At 43.0% G+C, this 21,838-nt stretch carries 19 protein-coding genes; 12 read left to right on the top strand and 7 right to left on the bottom strand.

Going from position 1 to position 21,838, the window contains the following annotated elements; translation table 11 throughout:
• Positions 1-105 precede the first annotated feature (105 nt).
• The 6 genes from pbpC to INE92_RS03045 all read left to right on the top strand — a co-directional run bounded on the left by pbpC (position 106) and on the right by INE92_RS03045 (position 7,218).
• On the top strand, positions 106-2,547 hold the full coding sequence (gene pbpC / locus INE92_RS03070; RefSeq protein WP_008997756.1) for a penicillin-binding protein 1C: 2,442 nt from the start codon (positions 106-108) through the stop codon (positions 2,545-2,547).
• 26 nt (positions 2,548-2,573) lie between these two features.
• Positions 2,574-3,749: an MFS transporter gene (locus tag INE92_RS03065; protein ID WP_004315999.1), complete on the top strand. Its 1,176-nt coding sequence runs from the start codon at positions 2,574-2,576 to the stop codon at positions 3,747-3,749.
• 46 nt (positions 3,750-3,795) lie between these two features.
• The gene (locus INE92_RS03060) at positions 3,796-4,230 is read left to right on the top strand and encodes a hypothetical protein (protein ID WP_008018526.1); all 435 of its coding nucleotides are present in this window, start codon (positions 3,796-3,798) and stop codon (positions 4,228-4,230) included.
• Positions 4,231-4,384: 154 nt separating this feature from the next.
• Complete coding sequence (gene nhaC, locus INE92_RS03055) at positions 4,385-5,812, top strand: Na+/H+ antiporter NhaC (protein ID WP_015532794.1); 1,428 nt, start codon at positions 4,385-4,387, stop codon at positions 5,810-5,812.
• A 67-nt stretch (positions 5,813-5,879) separates the two neighbouring features.
• Positions 5,880-6,470: a DUF4251 domain-containing protein gene (locus tag INE92_RS03050; RefSeq protein WP_004305931.1), complete on the top strand. Its 591-nt coding sequence runs from the start codon at positions 5,880-5,882 to the stop codon at positions 6,468-6,470.
• Between the two features lie 88 nt (positions 6,471-6,558).
• Entirely contained in the window at positions 6,559-7,218 is a 660-nt protein-coding gene (locus tag INE92_RS03045) for a LuxR C-terminal-related transcriptional regulator (RefSeq protein ID WP_008770885.1), read from the top strand.
• A 70-nt stretch (positions 7,219-7,288) separates the two neighbouring features.
• On the opposite strand, the gene INE92_RS03040 is transcribed toward INE92_RS03045, so the two are convergent.
• The 3 genes from INE92_RS03040 to mnmA all read right to left on the bottom strand — a co-directional run bounded on the left by INE92_RS03040 (position 7,289) and on the right by mnmA (position 9,030).
• Positions 7,289-7,630, bottom strand: coding sequence for a type II toxin-antitoxin system RelE/ParE family toxin (locus tag INE92_RS03040; RefSeq protein ID WP_008643242.1), 342 nt, complete (start codon positions 7,628-7,630; stop codon positions 7,289-7,291).
• Positions 7,620-7,874 (bottom strand): hypothetical protein, encoded by a 255-nt coding sequence (locus tag INE92_RS03035; RefSeq protein WP_004316007.1) that lies wholly within the window; start codon positions 7,872-7,874, stop codon positions 7,620-7,622. The genes INE92_RS03040 and INE92_RS03035 overlap by 11 nt, the downstream gene beginning before the upstream one ends.
• 88 nt (positions 7,875-7,962) lie before the next feature.
• Positions 7,963-9,030: a tRNA 2-thiouridine(34) synthase MnmA gene (gene mnmA, locus INE92_RS03030; RefSeq protein WP_008643240.1), complete on the bottom strand. Its 1,068-nt coding sequence runs from the start codon at positions 9,028-9,030 to the stop codon at positions 7,963-7,965.
• A 180-nt stretch (positions 9,031-9,210) separates the two neighbouring features.
• Between mnmA and INE92_RS03025 the strand changes: the two genes are divergently transcribed.
• Positions 9,211-10,626 carry a S41 family peptidase gene (locus INE92_RS03025; protein ID WP_151927095.1) on the top strand — a complete coding sequence of 472 codons (1,416 nt, stop codon included), beginning with the start codon at positions 9,211-9,213 and terminating at the stop codon, positions 10,624-10,626.
• A 6-nt stretch (positions 10,627-10,632) separates the two neighbouring features.
• Positions 10,633-11,427 (top strand): DUF4595 domain-containing protein, encoded by a 795-nt coding sequence (locus INE92_RS03020; RefSeq protein ID WP_004316011.1) that lies wholly within the window; start codon positions 10,633-10,635, stop codon positions 11,425-11,427.
• Positions 11,428-11,834: 407 nt separating this feature from the next.
• Here INE92_RS03020 and INE92_RS03015 read toward each other — a convergent pair whose 3' ends face one another.
• On the bottom strand, positions 11,835-12,653 hold the full coding sequence (locus tag INE92_RS03015) for an alpha/beta hydrolase (protein ID WP_004316012.1): 819 nt from the start codon (positions 12,651-12,653) through the stop codon (positions 11,835-11,837).
• Between the two features lie 26 nt (positions 12,654-12,679).
• On the bottom strand, positions 12,680-13,114 hold the full coding sequence (locus tag INE92_RS03010) for a putative signal transducing protein (protein WP_004316013.1): 435 nt from the start codon (positions 13,112-13,114) through the stop codon (positions 12,680-12,682).
• A 181-nt stretch (positions 13,115-13,295) separates the two neighbouring features.
• Between INE92_RS03010 and INE92_RS03005 the strand changes: the two genes are divergently transcribed.
• The 4 genes from INE92_RS03005 (at position 13,296) to INE92_RS02990 (ending at position 18,568) form a co-directional block, all read left to right on the top strand.
• Positions 13,296-15,674, top strand: a complete 2,379-nt coding sequence (locus INE92_RS03005; RefSeq protein ID WP_008643231.1) for a TonB-dependent receptor — start codon at positions 13,296-13,298, stop codon at positions 15,672-15,674.
• 33 nt (positions 15,675-15,707) lie between these two features.
• A complete protein-coding gene (locus INE92_RS03000) occupies positions 15,708-16,493 on the top strand; it encodes a M48 family metallopeptidase (RefSeq protein WP_004296962.1) in 786 nt (261 codons plus the stop codon).
• 251 nt (positions 16,494-16,744) lie between these two features.
• Positions 16,745-18,037, top strand: coding sequence for a hemolysin family protein (locus tag INE92_RS02995; RefSeq protein WP_004296963.1), 1,293 nt, complete (start codon positions 16,745-16,747; stop codon positions 18,035-18,037).
• Between the two features lie 57 nt (positions 18,038-18,094).
• Entirely contained in the window at positions 18,095-18,568 is a 474-nt protein-coding gene (locus tag INE92_RS02990) for a copper resistance protein NlpE N-terminal domain-containing protein (protein ID WP_008021672.1), read from the top strand.
• Positions 18,569-18,729: 161 nt separating this feature from the next.
• Here the strand turns inward: INE92_RS02990 and INE92_RS02985 are convergent, their stop codons facing one another.
• Together INE92_RS02985 and INE92_RS02980 are read right to left on the bottom strand one after the other, a co-directional pair.
• Complete coding sequence (locus tag INE92_RS02985; RefSeq protein ID WP_004316016.1) at positions 18,730-19,950, bottom strand: glycoside hydrolase family 88 protein; 1,221 nt, start codon at positions 19,948-19,950, stop codon at positions 18,730-18,732.
• A gap of 66 nt (positions 19,951-20,016) precedes the next feature.
• Positions 20,017-21,666, bottom strand: coding sequence for a glycoside hydrolase family 43 protein (locus INE92_RS02980; RefSeq protein ID WP_195435671.1), 1,650 nt, complete (start codon positions 21,664-21,666; stop codon positions 20,017-20,019).
• Positions 21,667-21,838: the final 172 nt, after the last annotated feature.

The following is a 21,838-nucleotide window of genomic DNA, read 5'->3' as shown; positions in this document are numbered from 1 at the left end:
TTAAACCGCGTAATCCGTGTAATCCGTGCCTAATTATTTCGTACCTTATTATTTCGTACTTAATCATTTGTCACAAAGATATGTCTCTTAGCTTTTAATATTTAAATGAATCCTATAAAATTCTTCAAACGATTATCTGTCACTAAGAAAGTAATGACTATAAGCATTACTCTTTTGATAATAGGATACATCTTTTGCCTTCCCCGGCAACTGTTTCATGTACCCTACTCTACCGTTGTGACTGATCGAAATGAAGAATTATTGGGAGCACGTATCGCATCGGACGGTCAATGGCGGTTTCCTCCCCGAAAGACAACACCCGAAAAAATCAAGCAATGCCTCATTACCTTTGAAGACAAACACTTTTATCACCACTGGGGAGTTAATCCGTTAGCTACCGGAAGGGCACTCTATCAAAATTTAAAGAACAAACGTGTCGTAAGCGGAGGAAGTACCCTTACCATGCAAACCATTCGTCTCGCCCGGAACAAACCTAGAACTCTCGGAGAGAAAGTCGTTGAAATGATATGGGCTACCCGTCTGGAATTTCGGGCTTCCAAAGAGGAAATCTTATCCATGTATGTCTCTCATGCACCATTCGGAGGAAATGTTGTAGGATTGGATGCTGCTGCCTGGCGTTACTTCGGTCATTCTGCCGAAGATTTATCATGGGCGGAATCGGCTATGCTGGCTGTCCTCCCCAATGCCCCTGCCATGATCCATCTATCCAAAGGACGAAAGACACTGCTTTCCAAACGCAACCGTCTATTAAAGCAACTTCTTGAAGAAGAGATTATCGACGCATCCACCTATGAATTAGCTGTCAGCGAACCGTTACCCGACGAGCCGCATCCGCTTCCTCAAATAGCTCCCCACCTAGTCAGTCGTTTCTATCAGGAAAGAAACGGGCTATATACCCGTTCAACCATAGACAGAGGAATACAAAGCCACATAGAGAGTTTGGCAGAACGGTGGAGCAACGAGTTTAATCGAAGTGATATCCGCAACCTGGCAATTCTGGTTATCGACATTCCCACCAATCAAGTAGTAGCATACTGCGGAAATGTACATTTCGACCGTAAACAAGGAGGAAGCCAAGTAGATGTGATCCAAGCTCCCAGAAGTACAGGTAGTATTTTAAAGCCCTTTCTCTACAATGCCATGCTACAGGAAGGAAGTTTACTGCCGAAAATGCTGTTGCCGGATGTACCGGTTAATATCAACGGATTTACTCCTCAAAACTTCAGTATGCAGTTTGAAGGAGCAGTCCCCGCTTCCGAAGCCCTTGCCCGTTCGTTGAATATCCCGGCTGTAACCATGTTACAAAGATATGGAGTACCCAAGTTTCACCATTTGTTGCAACAGATGGAATTCAAGACCATCAATCGGACAGCCTCTCATTATGGTTTGTCACTAATTTTAGGAGGTGCAGAAGCAACATTATGGGATGTAACGAATGCCTATGCACAAATGGGACGAAGCCTTTCCAGCAGCCCCTCCCCGACCGTATCTCAAGGAAAGGAAGCACAGATACTACTGGAAACAGAAAATACAGAGCAAATAAACAATGATACGAAGCAAACAAGCCGTAATCATAAAAGCAATCATAACAAGCAGGAAAAACGAGAACAAAGTAACTCCAGTCCTCTCTCCGTAGAAGAGGATTCGGAAGAAACCACTTCGGCTAAAACAGGAGCAGCTTGGCTCACCCTCTCCGCCTTAACAGAAGTCAACCGTCCCGAAGAGATTGACTGGAAATCAATTCCATCCATGCAAACTATCGCATGGAAAACCGGAACCAGCTACGGATTCCGTGATGCGTGGGCAGTGGGGGTGACTCCGCGCTATACAGTAGGCGTATGGGTAGGCAATGCAACCGGAGAAGGAAAGCCCGGATTGGTTGGTGCACAAACAGCCGGTCCTGTATTATTCGATATATTCAGTTACCTCCCTTCTTCACCGTGGTTCGAACGTCCCACAGGCGTTTTCGTTGATGCAGAAATATGCCGCCAGTCCGGTCATCTGAAAGGACGTTTCTGTGAAGAAACTGATACCGTATTGATTCTTCCTGCCGGATTACGGACAGAGGCTTGTCCTTACCATCATCTCGTCACTCTATCTGCTGACGAAAGCCACCGCATCTATGAAAACTGTGCAAATACCGAACCTACCATTCAGAAATCATGGTTTGCCCTGCCACCTGTATGGGAATGGTACTATAAGCAGCACCATCCGGAATACAAACCACTGCCACCTTTCAAAGCCGGCTGTGGAGAAGATTCTTTCCAATCCATGCAGTTCATCTACCCTCCGATGAACGCCCATATCAAGTTGCCCAAACAATTGGACGGCAGTAAAGGGTTTCTCACGGTCGAACTGGCACACAGCAACCCCAATGCGACTATCTTTTGGCATCTTGACGACACTTATCAGACACAGACGCAGGATTTCCACAAAATTTCCCTGCAACCCGCTCCCGGCAAACATTCCCTGACGGCAGTAGACGGAGAAGGCAACACAGTTTCCACTACTTTCTTCATCGAATAAACATCTTATTTTATTATCTTTGCCGCATGAAACAGCCATTAAAAGAAAACGGAGGACTACCGGCATCCATCCTCTGGACACTTGCTATTGTGGCAGGTGTCTCGGTAGCCAACATCTATTATATCCAACCTCTATTAAATATGATACGCCATGAACTTGGCATATCAGAGTTCAGAACTAACCTGATTGCCATGGTCACGCAAATAGGCTATGCGGCAGGACTGTTGTTCATCACCCCCTTAGGCGACTTATATCAACGAAAGAAAATCATCCTTGTCAATTTCACCGTCCTGATCTTCTCCCTCTTGACGATTGCCCTGACACACAGCTTCCATCTGATACTCATCGCTTCATTCCTCACGGGAGTCTGTTCCATGATTCCACAGATATTCATTCCCATAGCCGCCCAGTTTTCCCGTCCGGAACATAAAGGCAGAAACGTAGGAATTGTCTTATCAGGACTATTGACCGGTATTCTGGCTTCACGTGTCGTCAGCGGATTTATCGGTGAACTGATTGGCTGGCGGGAAATGTATCACATTGCTGCAGGCATGATGTTTATCTGCGCGATTGTTGTATTAAAAGTCCTTCCCGATATTCAAACCAACTTCCAAGGAAAATATAGCGACCTGATGAAATCTCTGTTAGCCTTAGTGAAAGAATATCCGCAACTACGCATTTATTCGATTCGGGCGGCACTGAATTTCGGTTCCCTCCTTGCCATGTGGTCCTGTCTGGCTTTTAAAATGGGACAAGCTCCGTTCTTCGCCAACAGCGATGTAATCGGTATGCTGGGACTTTGCGGAGTAGCCGGTGCACTGACTGCTTCTTTTGTCGGAAGATACGTAAAACGGGTAGGCGTACGCCGCTTCAACTTTATCGGCTGCGGTTTGATTCTCTTTGCATGGTTGTTGTTCTTCGTCGGTGAAAACACCTTTGTCGGTATCATCGCCGGTATCATCATCATTGACATAGGAATGCAATGTATTCAGCTAAGTAACCAGACAAGTATCTTCGAACTAAATCCGCGTGCTTCGAACCGTATTAATACAGTTTTCATGACTACTTACTTTATCGGTGGTTCTATGGGAACATTTCTGGCAGGCAGCTTTTGGCAACTGTATGGCTGGCACGGAGTTATCAGTACCGGAGTTGTTTTAACCGGGATTTCTTTATTAATTACGATTTTCTACAAGAAATGAGTCAACAAAACGAACACTCAAACCGTTTATTATAAAAAAAACGCCAATGAAATACGGAGTTAACAGACAAATCTTACTTATCACAGCCGGTGCCGTCTGGATTATAGCCGGTGCCAATATTCTGCGAATAGGAATTGTGACCTGGTTAAACACTTCCCAAGATTGGATGTTCAAAATAGGAGAAGCCACCGTGGTTTTCTTATTATTCTTCGTATTGGTTTTCAGAAGGCTCTACTATAAACATACCCAGCGAATCGAGCAAAAGAAAGAACGCCGGAATTGTCCGTTCTCCTTTTTCGATGTGAAAAGCTGGATTACAATGATATTCATGATTTCCCTGGGAATCACCATCCGTAGCTTCCACCTCCTGCCCGAAACGTTCATTTCTGTTTTCTATACCGGATTATCCATCGCCCTCATCCTGACAGGGGTGCTTTTCATCCGTTACTGGTGGATCAGGCGCAAGACTTTTGCCAGTTGAGCCGTCTCCTACATATTCCAATCAAATATAAACATCTAATAATTTTTATTACCTGATGTTTTGAAGCAAAAGATTTCATTCTTTTTTGTTGTATCTTTGCGCGGCTATCAACAAACAGTAGCCGGAAAATAAATAAAAGGTTATAAGAATCAAGATGAAGAAAGCCCCCTCTCCCCTCATATCGTTGATACCGATTGTTGTACTGGTGTTATTATTGTTTGCCACTATCCGTACCTTTGGCAGTGATGCCCTAAGCGGCGGAAGTCAAGTGTCATTGCTTACCACTACAGCCATTTGTATCCTGATTGGTATGGCGTTTTATAAGATTCCCTGGAAAGATTACGAGCTCGCCATCACCAACAATATTGCCGGAGTGGCAACAGCCATCATCATTCTGTTGATAATCGGTGCGTTGAGTGGCATTTGGATGATTAGCGGAGTAGTGCCGACCTTAATCTATTACGGGATGCAAATTATCCATCCCAGTTTCTTCCTGGCATCGACCTGCATCATCTGCGCGTTGATTTCTGTAATGACCGGAAGTTCGTGGACCACTATTGCCACTATCGGTATTGCATTGATGGGTATCGGAAAGGCGCAAGGCTTTGAAGATGGATGGATTGCCGGAGCTATCATTTCGGGGGCATACTTCGGGGATAAAATATCTCCTTTATCCGAAACCACTATCCTGGCGTCTTCCATCACAGACACTCCCCTGTTCCGTCACATCCGTTATATGATGATTACTACGGTACCGTCTCTTATCATCACGCTGATTATTTTCACAGTGGCAGGACTTTCCCACGATGCCAGCAATACACAACATATTGCGGAGGTGGCAACCGCTTTGAATGAAAAGTTCCATATCACTCCGTGGTTGTTAATAGTCCCTGTTGTAACCGGAATACTGATAGCACGGAAAGTACCCTCTATCGTTACGCTGTTCCTATCCACTCTGCAGGCTGGTGTCTTTGCTTTGATATTTCAGCCGGAGTTGTTGCAAGAGATTTCCGGAGTTGCCGTTTCCGGATTCGATTCTTTGTTCAAAGGACTGATGATGACCGTCTATGGAGCGACAAATTTACATACAGACAATGCCGTTCTGACAGATTTAATCGCCACACGTGGTATGGCGGGAATGATGAATACGATTTGGCTGATTCTGTGCGCCATGTGTTTTGGCGGGGCAATGACAGCAAGCGGTATGCTGGGAAGTATCACTTCCATCTTCGTCCGCTTCATGAAGAAAACAGTCAGCGTGGTTGGAGCGACAGTCTGCTCCGGCCTGTTTCTTAATCTGACAACTGCCGACCAATACATCAGTATCATTCTGACGGGAAATATGTTTCGTGATATTTATGCCAAGAAAGGGTATGAAAGTTGCTTACTAAGCCGTACGACGGAAGATGCAGTAACCGTTACATCTGTATTGATTCCGTGGAATAGTTGCGGAATGACACAAGCTACTATCTTGAGTGTACCCACACTTGTCTATCTACCTTATTGTTTTTTCAACATTATCAGCCCCTTAATGAGTATCACTGTGGCAGCCATCGGATATAAAATTGCAAGACGTTCGTGAACAATCTGGCATACACTTTGTTTTTGCAATAAACGAACAACGTATTAAACCTAAACAAAAAAAAGTTATGAAAAAGTTTATTGCATTAGTAGCATTAGTATTAGTAAGTGCAAGCACAATGATGTATGCACAAGAAAGTAACGCAGCAGCACGCCGCGCAGAAAGAAAAGCTCAAAGAGATGCAGAAAGAGCAAAACTCCGTGCCGAAGAAGAGGTGCAGGACATGGCAGCCTATCAACAAGCTGTACAGGCTTTGAAGAACAAGCAATTTGTATTGGAAGCTAATCAAGTTGTCTTCCGCAACGGTATGAGTGCTTTTGTTACTTCAAACACCAACTTCGTCTTGATGAACGGCAACAGAGCTACCGTACAGACAGCTTTCAACACTCCTTACCCAGGTCCTAACGGAATCGGTGGTGTTACAGTAGATGGTAATTCTTCGGATATGAAGATGAATATCGACAAAAAAGGAAATGTGAACTGCTCATTCAGCGTTCAGGGTATCGGCATCTCCGCTCAAGTATTTATCAATATGAGCAGCGGAAACAATACTGCTTCAGTTAGCATCAGCCCGAACTTCAGCAACAATAACCTGACATTGAACGGAAATATCGTTCCGCTTGACCAGTCAAATATCTTCAAAGGACGTTCCTGGTAATCCGGATACAAGAATCTTATCATAACTCCGCTACAAATCGCGCAAAATGCGTACATTTGTAGCGGAGTTTTTTTATTCATCGTTGCTTATGAGAGAATTTATCATCGCAGACAATCAGGATATCAGTAAGGCAGGAATGATGTTCCTGCTAAGTAAACAAAAGGAAGTGTCCCTCCTTTTAGAAGCTGATAACAAGGCTGAACTGATTCAGCAGCTACGATTGCATCCGCAAGCGGTGATTGTATTGGATTATACACTGTTCAATTTTGCCGGGGCGGATGAATTGATTGTCTTGCAGGAAAGATTCAAGGAAGCCGACTGGATTCTATTCTCTGACGAACTTAGCCTGAACTTTCTCCGCCAGGTACTGTTCAGCAGTATGGCTTTCGGGGTAGTGATGAAAGATAATTCAAAAGAAGAAATCATGACTGCCATTCAATGTGCCACCCGCAAACAACGGTATATTTGCAATCATGTCAGCAATCTGTTGCTTTCGGGCGCTTCTTCTCCGCTGGCTGCCTCAAGCGTAGACGATCATCTATTGACACAAACGGAGAAGAATATCCTAAAAGAAATTGCATTGGGAAAAACGACGAAAGAGATTGCAGCAGAGAAAAATCTTAGTTTCCATACGATAAACAGTCATCGTAAGAATATCTTTCGCAAATTGGGAGTAAATAATGTACATGAAGCTACTAAATATGCGATGAGGGCTGGGATTGTGGATTTAGCGGAATACTATATCTGAGATGCCGCCTTATAAGAATTACCCTACACATCCTATTAGCACAAACTAGTGAACAGTGCCTTTCTCTATTCTATTTCAATCCATTCTGTTTCAGAAGTTGTTCTATTTCCTTTTCTGATATAGACGCTCTATCTGCTTTATCATAAATATAAAGAAGATTCAAAACTGCATCTTGTTGAGAAACGACTAAAGTAAATGTTATAACCCTTGCTCCTCCACTTTTACCTTTTCCTTTTGAAGTTATTTTCATACGAACTTTGCGCAGTCCATGTCCCAAGTCCGTTCCTAGCAGAGGATTCTGTTCTAAATCATCAATCAATGAAACAAAATCCTCCTTAAAAGAGGAATAGTGTTTCGCCAACCTTTTAGCCTCCCGCTGAAATGTCGGCTTAACTATAATTTCATAATTCATTAATGAACTCTCTTGCAGTCTTTACCTCCAACTTACCTTCCATTGAAAGTTTTACCTCTTTCAGTCCGGCGTCAATCCCTGCTAGAACTTCTTCTTTCGTGATTTCTTCCTCTTCTTTTTCAGCTTCCATTTTTTTCAGTCGTTTCAAATAGTTCTTCACTCGATTGAGCATCTCTTTGTCATTCAAACTCAGGAGTTCCTCCACCAAGTCCATTTTCAGACTTTTCAATTCCATCGTTGTCATAAGCAATCCTCCTTTATTTATATTCTACGAAACAAAAGTAGTGAAAAATCTCCTGATAATCCAATCTTCACCAATCAAAATAAACTATTTAACAGATGATTTCACCGCTCCCCACACAAACTTTTACTTCTTCATCATAAATCACCCCAAACTGTCCCGGAGCAATGCCTTGCAACTTTTCGGACGACAAGATGTGAAACTGCTTCTCCCCTTCCTGTATCAGTTTTCCTTTTGTAAATTCGGGAGTGTGACGAATCTTGAAAGTAATGTCTACCTCCTTCTCCTGACCTTTCCAAGGATTATCAGTAATGAAATGGAAATCATGCATCCTGAATTCATTACCATATTGTGTCTCTACACCGTAGCCACGAGATACGTAGATAGTATTTTCCTCAATATCCTTCTTAACTACAAACCAGGGACCACCACTCAATCCGAGCCCTTTCCGCTGACCAATTGTGTGGAACCAATAACCGCGATGTGTACCCACTTTCTTTCCGGTTTCCAGTTCAACAATCGCCCCTTCCTTTTCTCCTAAAAAACGACGAACGAAATCATTGTAGTTTATCTTTCCAAGAAAACAAATCCCCTGACTGTCTTTCCTTTTGGCACTAGGCAATCCGGCACGGTTTGCAATCTCACGTACCTCCTGCTTCATCAACCCTCCAATGGGAAACATGAGTTTGGAAACTTGCAGGTAATCAATCTGGGCGAGAAAGTCTGTCTGATCTTTCACGGGATCTTTTGCCGTGCCCAGCCATGTTTTACCATCACGTTGTAAGGTGGTGGCATAGTGACCGGTTGCTGTAAAGTCGAAATCTTTCCCGACACGCTGTTCAAAGCAGCCGAATTTGATAAGCTTATTACACATCACGTCCGGATTCGGTGTCAATCCCTGCCGAATTTTATCAATGGCATACGCCGCCACATTCTCCCAATACTCCTGATGCAGGTCCACCACTTCCAAAGACAGACCGTATTTACGTGCCGTTGCAGTAGATAATTCAATATCCTCCTCTGCCGAACAGTCCATATATTCCGCTCCATCCATACCTATCTTAATGTAAAAAAGAGTAGGCTTATATCCTTGCTCACAAAGGAGATGTACGACAACCGAACTGTCGACACCTCCTGATAATAATGCAGCTATCTCCATGAATAAAAATCCGTCTATTAATAACTTTCTATATTTTAGCTAATACCTATCGAAAACTTTGATGTTACAAAGATAAGGCAAGATTCTCTAACACCCAATCACACATTGAAGGCATTTTTATACCATAAATGTGGTAGATAAGCAAAGTATTTCCTACATTTGCACAGTAAAAAGCTTTTTATGATGACGAAATTAAGAAAGATAATCCTCATACCTGCCCTGATCCTCGTATCTATCAGTGGTTTCTTCTCCTGTGGTGTCGACCGCTGGCCGGAGTATGCCCATCAAACTGCACTGGATACATGGATGTACGACATCATGCAACAGAACTATCTGTGGTATCAAGATCTACCTTCCTACGATGATGTGAATCTGTTTCTGGAACCTGCCTCGTTCTTATCTAAAGTGAAATCAAAAAAAGACAGCTACTCGTTTGTAGATTCTGTGATGGAGGCTCCGCTGCCTACTTATGGATTCGACTATTCACTGGTTCGCAACCCGGACATCGATACTGCCTACAACGCATTGATTACTTATGTAATTCCTGGTTCACCAGCTGCTGCCGTACTAAAGCGAGGCGACTGGATTGTAAAAGTAGATACATCGTATATCAGCAAAAAATATGAGGCCCAACTACTGCAAGGCACAGGACCTTTGGAAATAACTTTGGGAAAATATCAAAAAGTACCACCTACAGAGCCGCCAGTAGAAGGCGAGGAGGAAGAAGATATTTACCGAGTTGTACCGGTAGGCGACCCTGTAGAAATGGGAGCAGCTGTATCATTGGTAGACAACCCTATTCACTGCAAGAAAATATTAACGTTGACTGATGGAAGTGAAGTCGGTTACCTAATGTACAACAGCTTTACAGCAGGTACTAAAGACAATCCGGAAAAATACAACACCGAATTACGTGAATGGTCGGATGAGCTTGCCCAAAAGAATATCCATCAAGTGATACTCGACCTACGATATAACAAAGGAGGAAGCATTGATTGTACGCAACTATTAAGCACTATTCTTGTGTCTTCTTTTTACCTTGACCAAACAATGGCATTCTTGGAATATAATGATAAGAATACGGCAAAAGATGCAACTCTGATCTTTAATTCTGATTTATTAGGCACCTCCGGTGGCAAGAACCTGGATTTAACGACTCTTATCGTTTTGATTAGTGGAGAAACGGCAGGAGCTCCGGAAATGTTGATGCATAGCCTGAACGGAAAAATCCAACAGTTAATAGCTATCGGCAGTTCAACCAAAGGACAAAATGTAGCTACGGAACAATTTATCAATGAAGAATTTTTGTGGTCTATCAATCCGGCTGTATGCACTATCTATAATTCAGAACATGACACTTATGGTGGATTCAAACCGACATACGCAGTCAATGCTTCAACCGATTACTTAACTTTCCTACCTTTCGGTGATGAAAAAGAGACTTTGTTGAGTGTAGCTCTCGGGGTATTGAACAAAACTTATCCACCAAAGGACGAGGAAACCGAAGAGACGACAAAAGCGCAATTCAAGATAGAGAAAAGCGTAATAAGTCCGGCAAGTAGACGTTTTAGTAGTAACGGATTACGATTAAAATAAGAAAGGATGAAAAAAATAGCTATTTTATTGCTGGCAATACTGACATTCAGTTGTTCGGATGATGACGAAAAGGGCACAGTAGAGGATAAAGGGCAATGGGCTATGATTTTCAATGAAACCGTCAAGAGCGATTCAAATCCTGTAGATAGAACAGAGAAGTTTATGTTCGATGGCGAGCGCCTGATTCAACATATTATAAAACAACGTTATTTCGAAGAAGAAATCAGTAACGAAGTAAACTTGAGCTACTCTGATAATCAGGTAACAGTTACCACTGACTATCTCACTTTAGTATATACATTAAATAGCGAAGGCTATGCCAGTCAATGTGTATACAGTTTGTCTTCACAAAATCGTATTTATCAATTTTCTTACTCTGCAGAAGGATACTTAACCGGAATTGTCGAGAATATTGACGATACAGAATATTCATCAACATCACTTACATACGAGAACGGAGATATAACCTCTATCAGTTCCAAGATGAACGGCCTTGAAAACAAGTTCATTTATGAACCGGGAGAAGAAAGTTCGACATATCATTTGCCCTGCCTCGGTTTATTGGAAATACACCCTCTGACATTCCATATTGAAGCTCTTTACGCAGGGTTATTGGGTAAGGATCCGCGCCATTTCACCATGCACAGTTGTCCTGCAGGAAGTAACGACGAAAAGACAGTCTATTCGTATGGGTTTGATAAAAAAGGAAATCCATCCAGGATGATTTGTCAGACGACCTATGCCGGAGGACAGGCCAGCTATTATCCATACACACGCAACATTTCGATTTCTTTCGAATAATCTTTCATTCGGACATCGAATTCTCTTTTAAAGTAGCATAATCACTCTATTTCTGTCAAGAGCAGAATTATAGATTCTTAACCTATAAAGATACTTTTCATGCCTCAACTTTGTTTATTCCGAAACAAAGGCTCTGATTTTACCTAACAAAGGCTCTAACTTCTCCTAATGCAGCGTTTAATGAGTCGTAACGCACCGTCTAATTTTTATAAAGCTACGGTATAAAACACGTTAATCTCTGGTTTCATCCCTTTTATAAACCGGGATAAAGCTCACGACTCCCAAGGATACAACAAAAAAGGAGAAAGCTTCCGCTCCCTCCTTCTATCGTAGTTTAACCTCAATCTATTTTATGATTCTGTACCAAAGATACAACATTGAAAAGCCAAAGTCAAGTATTCCCGGTTTTATTTCTTGAAAAACTTATCAAAGAACAGAATCTGATAATCAATGGAATTATTCCAATACTGTCCATTATGCGCTCCCGGGCGGGTAATAAAATCATGATCGATCTTTCTTTCCAACAGGCGGTTATGCAAATCCTTGTTCACATTCAGGAAGAAATCATCTTCTCCACAATCGACAATGATAGCCAAATCGCCATTCTCTATCTTATCAATCTGATTGATAACGGTATGATTATCCCATACCTCCTTATTCGATTCATATTCTCCCAACTGTTTAGCCATGTCCCAGTTTTTCGGGAACGGGCGAATATCCATCCCTCCGCTTGTACTTCCACTGGCACCAAACGTATCTTTATGACGGATTGCATTCCACATCGCTCCGTGTCCACCCATACTCAATCCGGTGATGGCGCGTCCCTTACGGTCGGCAATCGTCTTGTAATGTTCGTCGATATACTTCACCAGTTCCGACGAAATAAAAGTTTCATAGCGGAAAGACGGATTGACCGGACTATCCCAGTACCAACTGGTCTTTCCGTCCGGACAAACGAATATGATTCCTTTTTCGTCCGCAATTTGGGGAAGATTCGGTTTAATGCCAATCCATGTTTTAGCATTTCCACCGTAACCGTGCAGTAAATAAATGGTGGGACAAGCCACCGCTTTCTTTCCTGATGCAGCATCCGGCGTAACAACGACCACTTGCACTTCCTTATTCATGGAAGGACTTTTAATTAACAAGGTATCTACTTTGGCAGCAAAAGAGGGAGCTACCCAAATTAAAAGAAGAGCAATTAATAGATTTTTTTTCTTTTCCATTGTGTGTTATAAATAGTTAGATATAATTATTCCTCTGGTTCTGCAGCAGGATTAAATTTAGCAACCGGCATTTCAAAGTTTTTATGACACTGTTTACAGGTATAGTTCCAGTGGTTGTCTCCCGGAGGAATGACCATTAATGCAGAAATGATAGCAGCCCCCATAGCACGCCAACGCTTTTCTTTTCTCAAAACCAACTGGATGTCCGATGAACCGCAGTACGGACAAAGCGTTAACTCTTCCGGCCAACTATCGTTATCCTTCAACACTTGGACAGCATTCTCGTAGTCTTCGTCTGCCACCAATATATCCACCCCTGCTATACTACTTACGCAACTTTTATACAAAGTAGAGAAATTCTCATTGTGCAGAATAGACTCGATGCCTTCATTCTCCAATGCTCCCTGAAGGATATGTGCCTTCATCGCATCATTACAAGTTATCAATTTTACAGTCTTCATAAGGAATCTGTTTTAATATGTCCCACAAAAATAAGATATAAAAATGAAATGTGAAACAAAACCCGACTAACTTTATCAGCAGGTAAAACGAACCAAATCAGAAGTGATTCTTTTTTTATTCACGGAAGGTATCATTATTTAATACTTTTTTCGTACTTTCGCACCGACAATTGGCAATCACATGAAAAAACTATTGACACTGCTACTATTTTCTAACATCCTGTTTTCCCTGTTACAGGCACAACCTGTACATCAAATAAAGGGAACGGTGATTGAGAAAAACAGCCGTCAGCCATTAGAATTCATTAACGTAATGGTTCTTGGGCTGAATAAAGGTGGTGTCACCAATGCGGAAGGTCATTTCACCATCGAACAAGTGCCTCCCGGCATCTACCGTCTGCAAGCGACAGCCATCGGCTACAAGAGTGTCACTACTCCCGAATATATCTTATCTACCAAAGATCTGAACATTTCGATAGAAATGGAAGAGAACCTGACCGAACTCGCAGGAGTAACCGTCACCGCTTCTCCTTTCCGGCGCGACTTGGAAAGTCCGGTCAGCCTGCGCATCATCGGATTGCAGGAAATAGAAAAGAGTCCGGGAGCCAATCGAGACATTTCGCGTATTGTTCAGTCTTATCCGGGAGTTGCCTTCTCTCCTATCGGCTACCGCAATGACTTGATTGTACGCGGTGGTTCTCCTTCTGAAAACCGTTTCTATCTGGACGGAGTGGAAATACCCAATATCAATCACTTCAGCACGCAAGGAGCATCCGGCGGTCCGGTGGGAATCCTTAATGCCGACCTGATACGTGAAGTAAATTTCTATACCGGTGCTTTTCCCACTGATAGAGGGAACGCACTTAGCTCCGTGCTTGATTTCAAATTGCGCGACGGAGACATGGAGCATAACTCACTAAAAGCTACCCTTGGAGCATCCGAAGTCTCTTTGGCCTCCAATGGGCATATTGGAAAAAAGACCTCGTATCTAGTATCCGTGCGTCAATCTTATCTGCAATTCCTGTTTGATATGCTCGACCTGCCTTTCCTGCCGACTTTCACCGATGCACAATTCAAATTGAAAACCCGGTTCAACGAACAGAACGAATTGACGGTATTGGGGCTTGGAGGAATCGACAATATGCGATTGAACACGAAAGCAGATAGCGAGGACAATGAATATATCCTTAGTTACCTGCCAAAAATCAAGCAGGAAACGTTTACCTTAGGTGCTGTATATCGTCACTATGCAGGGCCGCATGTGCAATCGGTGGTAGTCAGTCACAGTTATCTGAACAACCGCAATACCAAATACCGGCAGAATGATGAAAGCATTCCGGAGAATCTGATGCTCCGCTTCCGTTCTACCGAACAGGAAACGAAGTTCCGCTTCGAAAACAATTCTTCTTTCCGCAACTGGAAAGTCAATCTCGGAGTGAATCTGGATTATAGTCAATATACCAATACCACCTTTCAAAAGGCATATACCAATCAGGCACAAACGTTTGATTACCATACCTATTTGGGAATGATGCGTTGGGGACTTTTCGGCACTATCAGCTACTCTTCGATGGACGAACGTTTCACAGCTTCCTTGGGATTGAGAGCTGATGCCAACAATTATTCGTCGGCCATGAAGTCACTCTCCGACCAGCTTTCTCCCCGCATATCGCTTTCCTACCAACTTGCCGAGCACTGGTTCGTAAGCGGAAATGCAGGACTTTATTATCAGTTGCCTCCTTACACGGCACTCGGTTTTAAAGATAATAACGGAATGTATGTCAACAAATACAATCTGCGCTATATGAAAGTCAGCCAAGAAAGTCTGGGCATTAGTTGGCGCAAAGGAGATACGTTCGAAGTCTCCGTCGAAGGATTCTATAAAGACTATGACAAAATTCCGCTCTCCGTTGTAGACGGGATTCCTCTTACCTGCAAAGGAAATGACTATGGAGTGATTGGCAATGAGTTGCTGACTTCTACCGCTCAAGGACGTTCGTATGGCGCGGAGATTCTGGTAAAATGGCTGATCGCCAAGAAACTGAATCTGGCTTCCTCTTTCACCATCTTTAAAAGTGAATACCGCAACGACAAAAAGAGCGAATACATCGCATCCGCATGGGACAACCGATATATTTTCAATTTACGGGGAACTTACAATCTGCCCCACCAATGGAGTGTCGGCATGAAAGTCAGTTGCATCGGCGGTGCTCCTTATACCCCATACGATGAAGAAAAATCATCTTTGGTATCCGCCTGGGATGCACAAGGCAAAGCATATTACGACTATTCGAAATATAATAAGGAACGTCTTCCGGCCTTTGCACAGGTAGACCTCCGCATTGACAAGACATTTTATCTGAAACATTGCATGCTGGGATTCTATCTTGATTTGCAGAATATCACGGCCAGCAAACTGAAACAGCAGGATGTGCTGATGAGCACCGGCATCATCGAGAATCCGGAAGCTCCTGCCGACAGCCAACACTATAAAATGAAACGCCTCAAACAATCGAGCGGGACTTTGCTCCCCACATTAGGAATAACATTTGAGTATTAATTTATGCATAGAACATTAAACTAGAAAAAGAGTATGAAAAGAGAAATCGCTATGATTGCCTTCGTATTATTAGGCATGGGAATGACAGCTTCTGCACAATTCGGCAAGAAGATTAATTTAGGAAAAGCTTTGCAAGCAGGTAAAGATGTAGTATCAGCCGTTACGTTATCTGATGCGGACATTGCTAATATGAGTAAGGAATATATGGCATGGATGGACACTCATAATCCATTGACAAAACCTGATACTGAATACGGCAAACGGTTGGAGAAACTGACGGGACATATCAAAGAAGTGGACGGACTGAAACTTAACTTTGGCGTATATGAAGTAATAGACGTAAACGCCTTTGCCTGCGGTGACGGTAGTGTACGTATCTGCGCCGGTCTGATGGATGTTATGACGGATGAAGAAGTAATGGCAGTGGTAGGTCATGAAATCGGTCATGTGGTTCACACAGATTCCAAAGACGCTATGAAAAATGCCTACCTACGTTCAGCTGTGAAGAACGCGGCAGGTGCAGCCAACGACAAAGTAGCCAAACTGACAGACTCCGAACTGGGAGCCATGGCAGAAGCTCTTGCCGGTGCACAATTCTCACAAAAGCAAGAAAATGAAGCCGATGATTATGGTGTTGAATTCTGTGTAAAAAACGGCATCGACCCTTATGCAATGGCAAATGCCTTGAGTAAATTGGCAGAACTTGCAAAAGATGCTCCTAAAGCATCCTATGCACAAAGAATGTTCTCTTCACATCCGGACACTCAAAAGCGCATTGAACGTACAAAAGCCAAAGCAGACAGCTACGCTAAGAAGTAAAGAGTTTATCTAATATATAAGGAAGAGTTCAAAACTTCCTGTTGATTTTTATTAAGGCACGGATTACACGGATTAACACAGGTCTTATTTAATTGAAACTGTGAAATCTGCGTAATCCGTGCCTCAATTATATTATTATGATTACACAAAAAAGACAACACGATTATTAAATTTTCATTAATATATTACACATATTTGCATAGTGTCCCGATTTCTTGTAATTTCGACCCTATAACCATTTAAATCCATTTATGGAATTTCTTATCATACTTTTCTTACTTATACTGAATGGCATTTTTGCCATGTATGAAATTGCGTTGGTATCATCCAGCAAAGCACGTCTTGAAACACTTGTCGCAAAAGGCAACAAATCAGCCCGAGGAGTTTTAAAACAATTGGAAGAACCGGAAAAGTTCTTGTCTACCATTCAGATTGGTATCACGCTGATCGGTATCGTATCCGGTGCGTATGGTGGTGTGGCTATTGCCGACGACCTCGTACCTTTCTTTTCTCTCATTCCGGGCGCAGAAGCATACGCACGCAACCTGGCAATGATTACTACCGTAGCAATCATCACCTATCTTTCTCTGATTATCGGAGAGCTGGTTCCTAAATCCATTGCTCTTAGTAATCCGGAACGGTACGCCACTTTGTTCAGCCCGGTCATGATTCTGCTGACGAAGGTTTCTTATCCTTTTGTGTGGTTGCTAAGCGTCTCTACCCGGTTACTGAACAAACTTATCGGTCTGAAAAGCGAAGAACGCCCCATGACACAGGAAGAAATCAAAATGATCCTGCACCAAAGTTCGGAGCAGGGTGTGATTGACAAAGAGGAAACGGAAATGATACGCGACGTATTCCGTTTCTCTGATAAACGCGCCAACGAACTGATGACACATCGCAGAGATCTTATTATCCTTCATCCCGATGATACACAGGAAAAGGTGATGAAGATTATTGAAGAAGAACATTACAGTAAATATCTATTGGTAGACGAACGGAAAGATGAGATTATCGGTGTGGTTTCCGTAAAGGATATTATCCTGATGGTAGGCAACAAAAAGGTGTTTAACCTGCGCGAAATTGCCCGTCCTCCCCTCTTTATTCCGGAAAGTTTGTATGCAAATAAAGTTTTAGAGCTATTTAAGAAGAACAAAAACAAGTTCGGAGTTGTTGTTAACGAGTATGGCAGCACAGAAGGCATTATCACACTGCACGACCTGACCGAAAGTATCTTCGGAGACATCCTTGAAGAGGATGAAATGGAAGAAGAAGAAATCGTCACTAGGCAGGATGGTTCAATGCTGGTGGAAGCTTCAATGAATATCGACGACTTCATGGAGGAAATGGGTATCCTATCCTACGAAGATCTGGAATCGGAAGACTTCACCACTCTGGGTGGATTGGCCATGTTCCTGATTGGTCGCATCCCGAAAGCTGGAGACATCTTCACCTACAAGAATCTGCAATTCGAAGTGGTGGACATGGACCGCGGACGAGTAGACAAACTGCTTGTCATCAAACGGGACGATGAACAGGAATAGGATAGCAAAAAACGAGCAATAGCTCACTATATTTATATTAACTTAAAGCACTTAACGATGAAAAAAGTAATTATGTTAGCAGCAGTCGTAGCTGCTTTGGCATCATGCCAATCAAAAGCAAACAAAGCCGCAGAGGCACAAGCAGACAGTCTAGCTCTTGCGATGACTCCGATTACCGAATTGACTGAAGTTTATGAAGGTACTCTTCCTGCTGCCGACGGTCCGGGTATTGACTATGTACTGACCCTGAACGCTGCAACTGACGGTGTGGATACTGCGTATACACTGGATATGACTTACCTCGATGCTGAAGGTCAAGGACAAAACAAGACTTTCACTTCAAAAGGAAAACAACAAACAGTACACAAGGTTGTGAACAAAAAACCTGTTACTGCTGTTAAGTTAACTCCGAAGGATGGTGAAGCTCCGATGTATTTCGTGGTTGTTAACGACACCACTCTTCGTTTGGTGAACGATAGCTTGCAAGAAGCTGTCAGCGATCTGAATTATGACATCATCAAGGTAAAATAATAATAAGCCTAACCCTAACCAGTAAAAAAAGCTCTGCATAGAACCTTCGTTCTTGCAGAGCTTTTCCTTTTTTACACTATCACCTATTCTAATCGGACTATTCACTTTATTAGTTCTACCGATACTTTGATATTACCGTATTCATAAGCCCGGTAATACTGTTATCCCAATACCCCGTGTCCTTCTTGCAGACGTTTCAGCCTCAATAAGGCTTCGATATAATAATAATCTGCATAAATAATAGAAGCATCTATCTCGGAATGAGCCGGCCAATGTCCTACGCTATGAAGCAGGAAGGACGGTTTGCTCTTGCCACTCCGATAACTGTCAGAGTTCAGGCTTGCCAGCATTTCAATAGCTGCATCTTTATAACGTTTTCCTGTTCCATTCGGGAGGTAAGTGGATAATTCAAGCAAAGCAGAGGCCACCACTGCCGCAGCAGAAGCGTCACGCGGAGCATCCGGTATTCCCGGTGCACTGAAATCCCAATAAGGAACCTTGTCTTCCGGCAGACGTTCGAGATAGACATCGGTCACTTTCTGCGCGAAATCAAGATACTTAGGATCTTTCGTTTCACGATAAACTACCGTGTATCCATAGATTGCCCATGCCTGACCACGCGCCCACATGGTACTGTCGGCATAGCCTTGATGGGTTACTCCTTTTATCAGATTACCTGTAATGGTGTCGTATACCGCTACATGGTAAGATGTATAGTCAGGACGGAACTGGCATTTCATCGTTTTATCAGCATGAGAAACGGCAATATCATATAAATAAGGATTTCCACCATTCTTCGCTGCCCAGAAAAGCATTTCGAGGTTAATCATGTTATCCATGATGGTATTGTGCGGCCAGTTGCGGGGTTCCACTTCACGAGGCCATGAAAGGATAGTTCCTACAATGGGATTGAACAGAGTAGCCAACGTATCGGCTGTATCAAGAATCACTTGTTTGTAAGCCGGATTCTTGGTCAGGCGGTAACCATTTCCGTAGCTACAGAACACGAGGAAGCCCAAATCATGGTCGAAAGCCGGAGTCCTGGAAAGGAACTCCAGAGAGTTCGTGAACTTCTCCGCTTCTTCCTGAATCTGTTTATCTTTCGTATATTCGTAATCATACCACAATACTCCGGGCCAGAAACCGGCACACCATTCTTCCTTCGTCGCTTTCCGACAATTCCAATGGTGTTCGTCAGTCATGATATTACGTGGCATCATTGTATAGTCGATGCCGGAGTCTGTTTTCAGTTCCGCAAGCGTACGTTGTGTCTGCTCTGCACAATAGTCCAATGCCTTATTCACATCCAATGTACCGGACGGCTGATGAACACACGTACAGAAACCTAACATCACAGCCAAACCTACTACAATCTTTTTCATCTTAATCTGATATCTTCGAGTTAATTCTTAATCTTTATTTCTCTTTGTCAATTATTGATTGGTCAATTACTTATCCATCCGAAACCAATCGACATCTGCCCATCCCCGATTGCCTTCATTCGGAGTCACACAGAATAGTCCGACTTTGGCTCCAATCCATTTGCCTTGACGGGCTGTGAAAAACTCTCCCACTGTCGTATATTTCTTCCCGTCCAGACTATAAGCAAATGTACAAACAGCTCCTTTACGAACCTTTACCTGTAAATAAACTGTTTGCCATTCATTATCTGCTACTCCCGGCATCTTCAAATATTTTACCGGAATGTTTGCCAATTCTTTTATCTGTTCAGGGTTCTGCTGTTCCGCATCCTTGCAAACTGCTTGTTGCAGAATAAACTTATCTCCCGCTTTGCGGATAGAAAGATAACTGTAATCCCACCCCATCACAATGATTCCGGCTTGTTCTCCATCCTGCTTGGCAGTAAATGTCAGCTTGGTCGTAGCTGTAAATTCTTCAGCCGGAAACTTTTGCATCAGCAGGTTAGGAACTTCCCAGAAGTTCACAAACTCTTTCGAAAGGCTGCCTGCATAAAGACGGATAAATCCCAAATCGGTAGTAAACCCGTAAGTGTCTTTTTTATTGGCATGCCATTGCCATTGTAATCCCAAATGCCGGCTATTGAATTCGTCACTCTCCGGCGGAGTAGCTACCGGATAGGTCTTTCCCACATTCGGTTTCTTATAAGTCGTTACAGGTTCACCGCAACCGTCTTTATCCTTGTCCACTCCGATTACAGGCCAGTCATTTACCCACATCATCGGATTCAGATGAATCACACGTCCGTAAGCGCCTTTATCTTGAAAATGGACGAACCAGGATTCTCCTGTGTTGGTGTCTACCCAGCCACCCTGATGAGGTCCGTTTATCGTTGTCTTTCCTTGTGCCATCACGATTTTCGATTCGTAAGGGCCATAGATGTTCTTTGAGCGAAGTACCAATTGCCAACCGGCTGCGACACCTCCTGCCGGAGCAAAAATATAATAGTATCCGTTGCGTTTATAGAGCTTCGGTCCTTCTACGGTATGATTCTTTCCATCATTTCCATCGAACACCATCACCGGATCGGAAATAACTTCTGTTCCTTCTGGATTCAGTTCGCAAATGACGAGGATACTGTTCACCCCACTACGGCTTCCGGCATAAGCATGTATCAAATATACTTTTCCGTCTTCGTCCCACAAAGGAGTTGCATCAATCATTCCTTTCCCTGCTTTCACCAATACCGGTTTGCTCCATTTTCCTTTCGGGTCTTTGGTTTTAATCATATAGATTCCATAATCCGGATCCCCCCAGTAAATATAAAATTCTCCGTTATGAAAACGAATGGCCGGTGCCCATACGCCTTTGCCATGCTGTGCCTTATCGAAGAAGGTTTCCGGCTCCTGAACCGGTAATGCATAGTTTACCAGTGACCAATTGACCAAATCATTGGAATGAAGAATAGGAATTCCGGGAATACAGTTAAAACTGGATGCTGTCATATAGAAATCATCTCCGGCCGCACAGACATCCGGATCCGAATAGTCAGCATGGAGAACCGGGTTCTGATAAGTTCCATTCCCCTTATCAGCCACCCAGGTCTTAGAAATTTCTTGTGCGCCTGCCAATGAACTGCAAGCCATCATTCCTGCTAAAAACAGAATCTTTTTACGCATATACCTTACTAATCAATTTCATTCAAAACTAGATTCGTTACTCCTAAAAACAGGTTCTTTCTACCTTATATAAAAACCAAGCACTTTTAAAACTGAATCCTATCTCTGATTTCAAAACAATCTATTTACTGACCTATTTACTTATATATACGAAAGGGATTAGGTAAATACC

This window comes from Bacteroides xylanisolvens (assembly GCF_018289135.1).
GTDB lineage: Bacteria > Bacteroidota > Bacteroidia > Bacteroidales > Bacteroidaceae > Bacteroides > Bacteroides xylanisolvens.
This window is presented reverse-complemented; position numbering and strand designations above follow the sequence as displayed.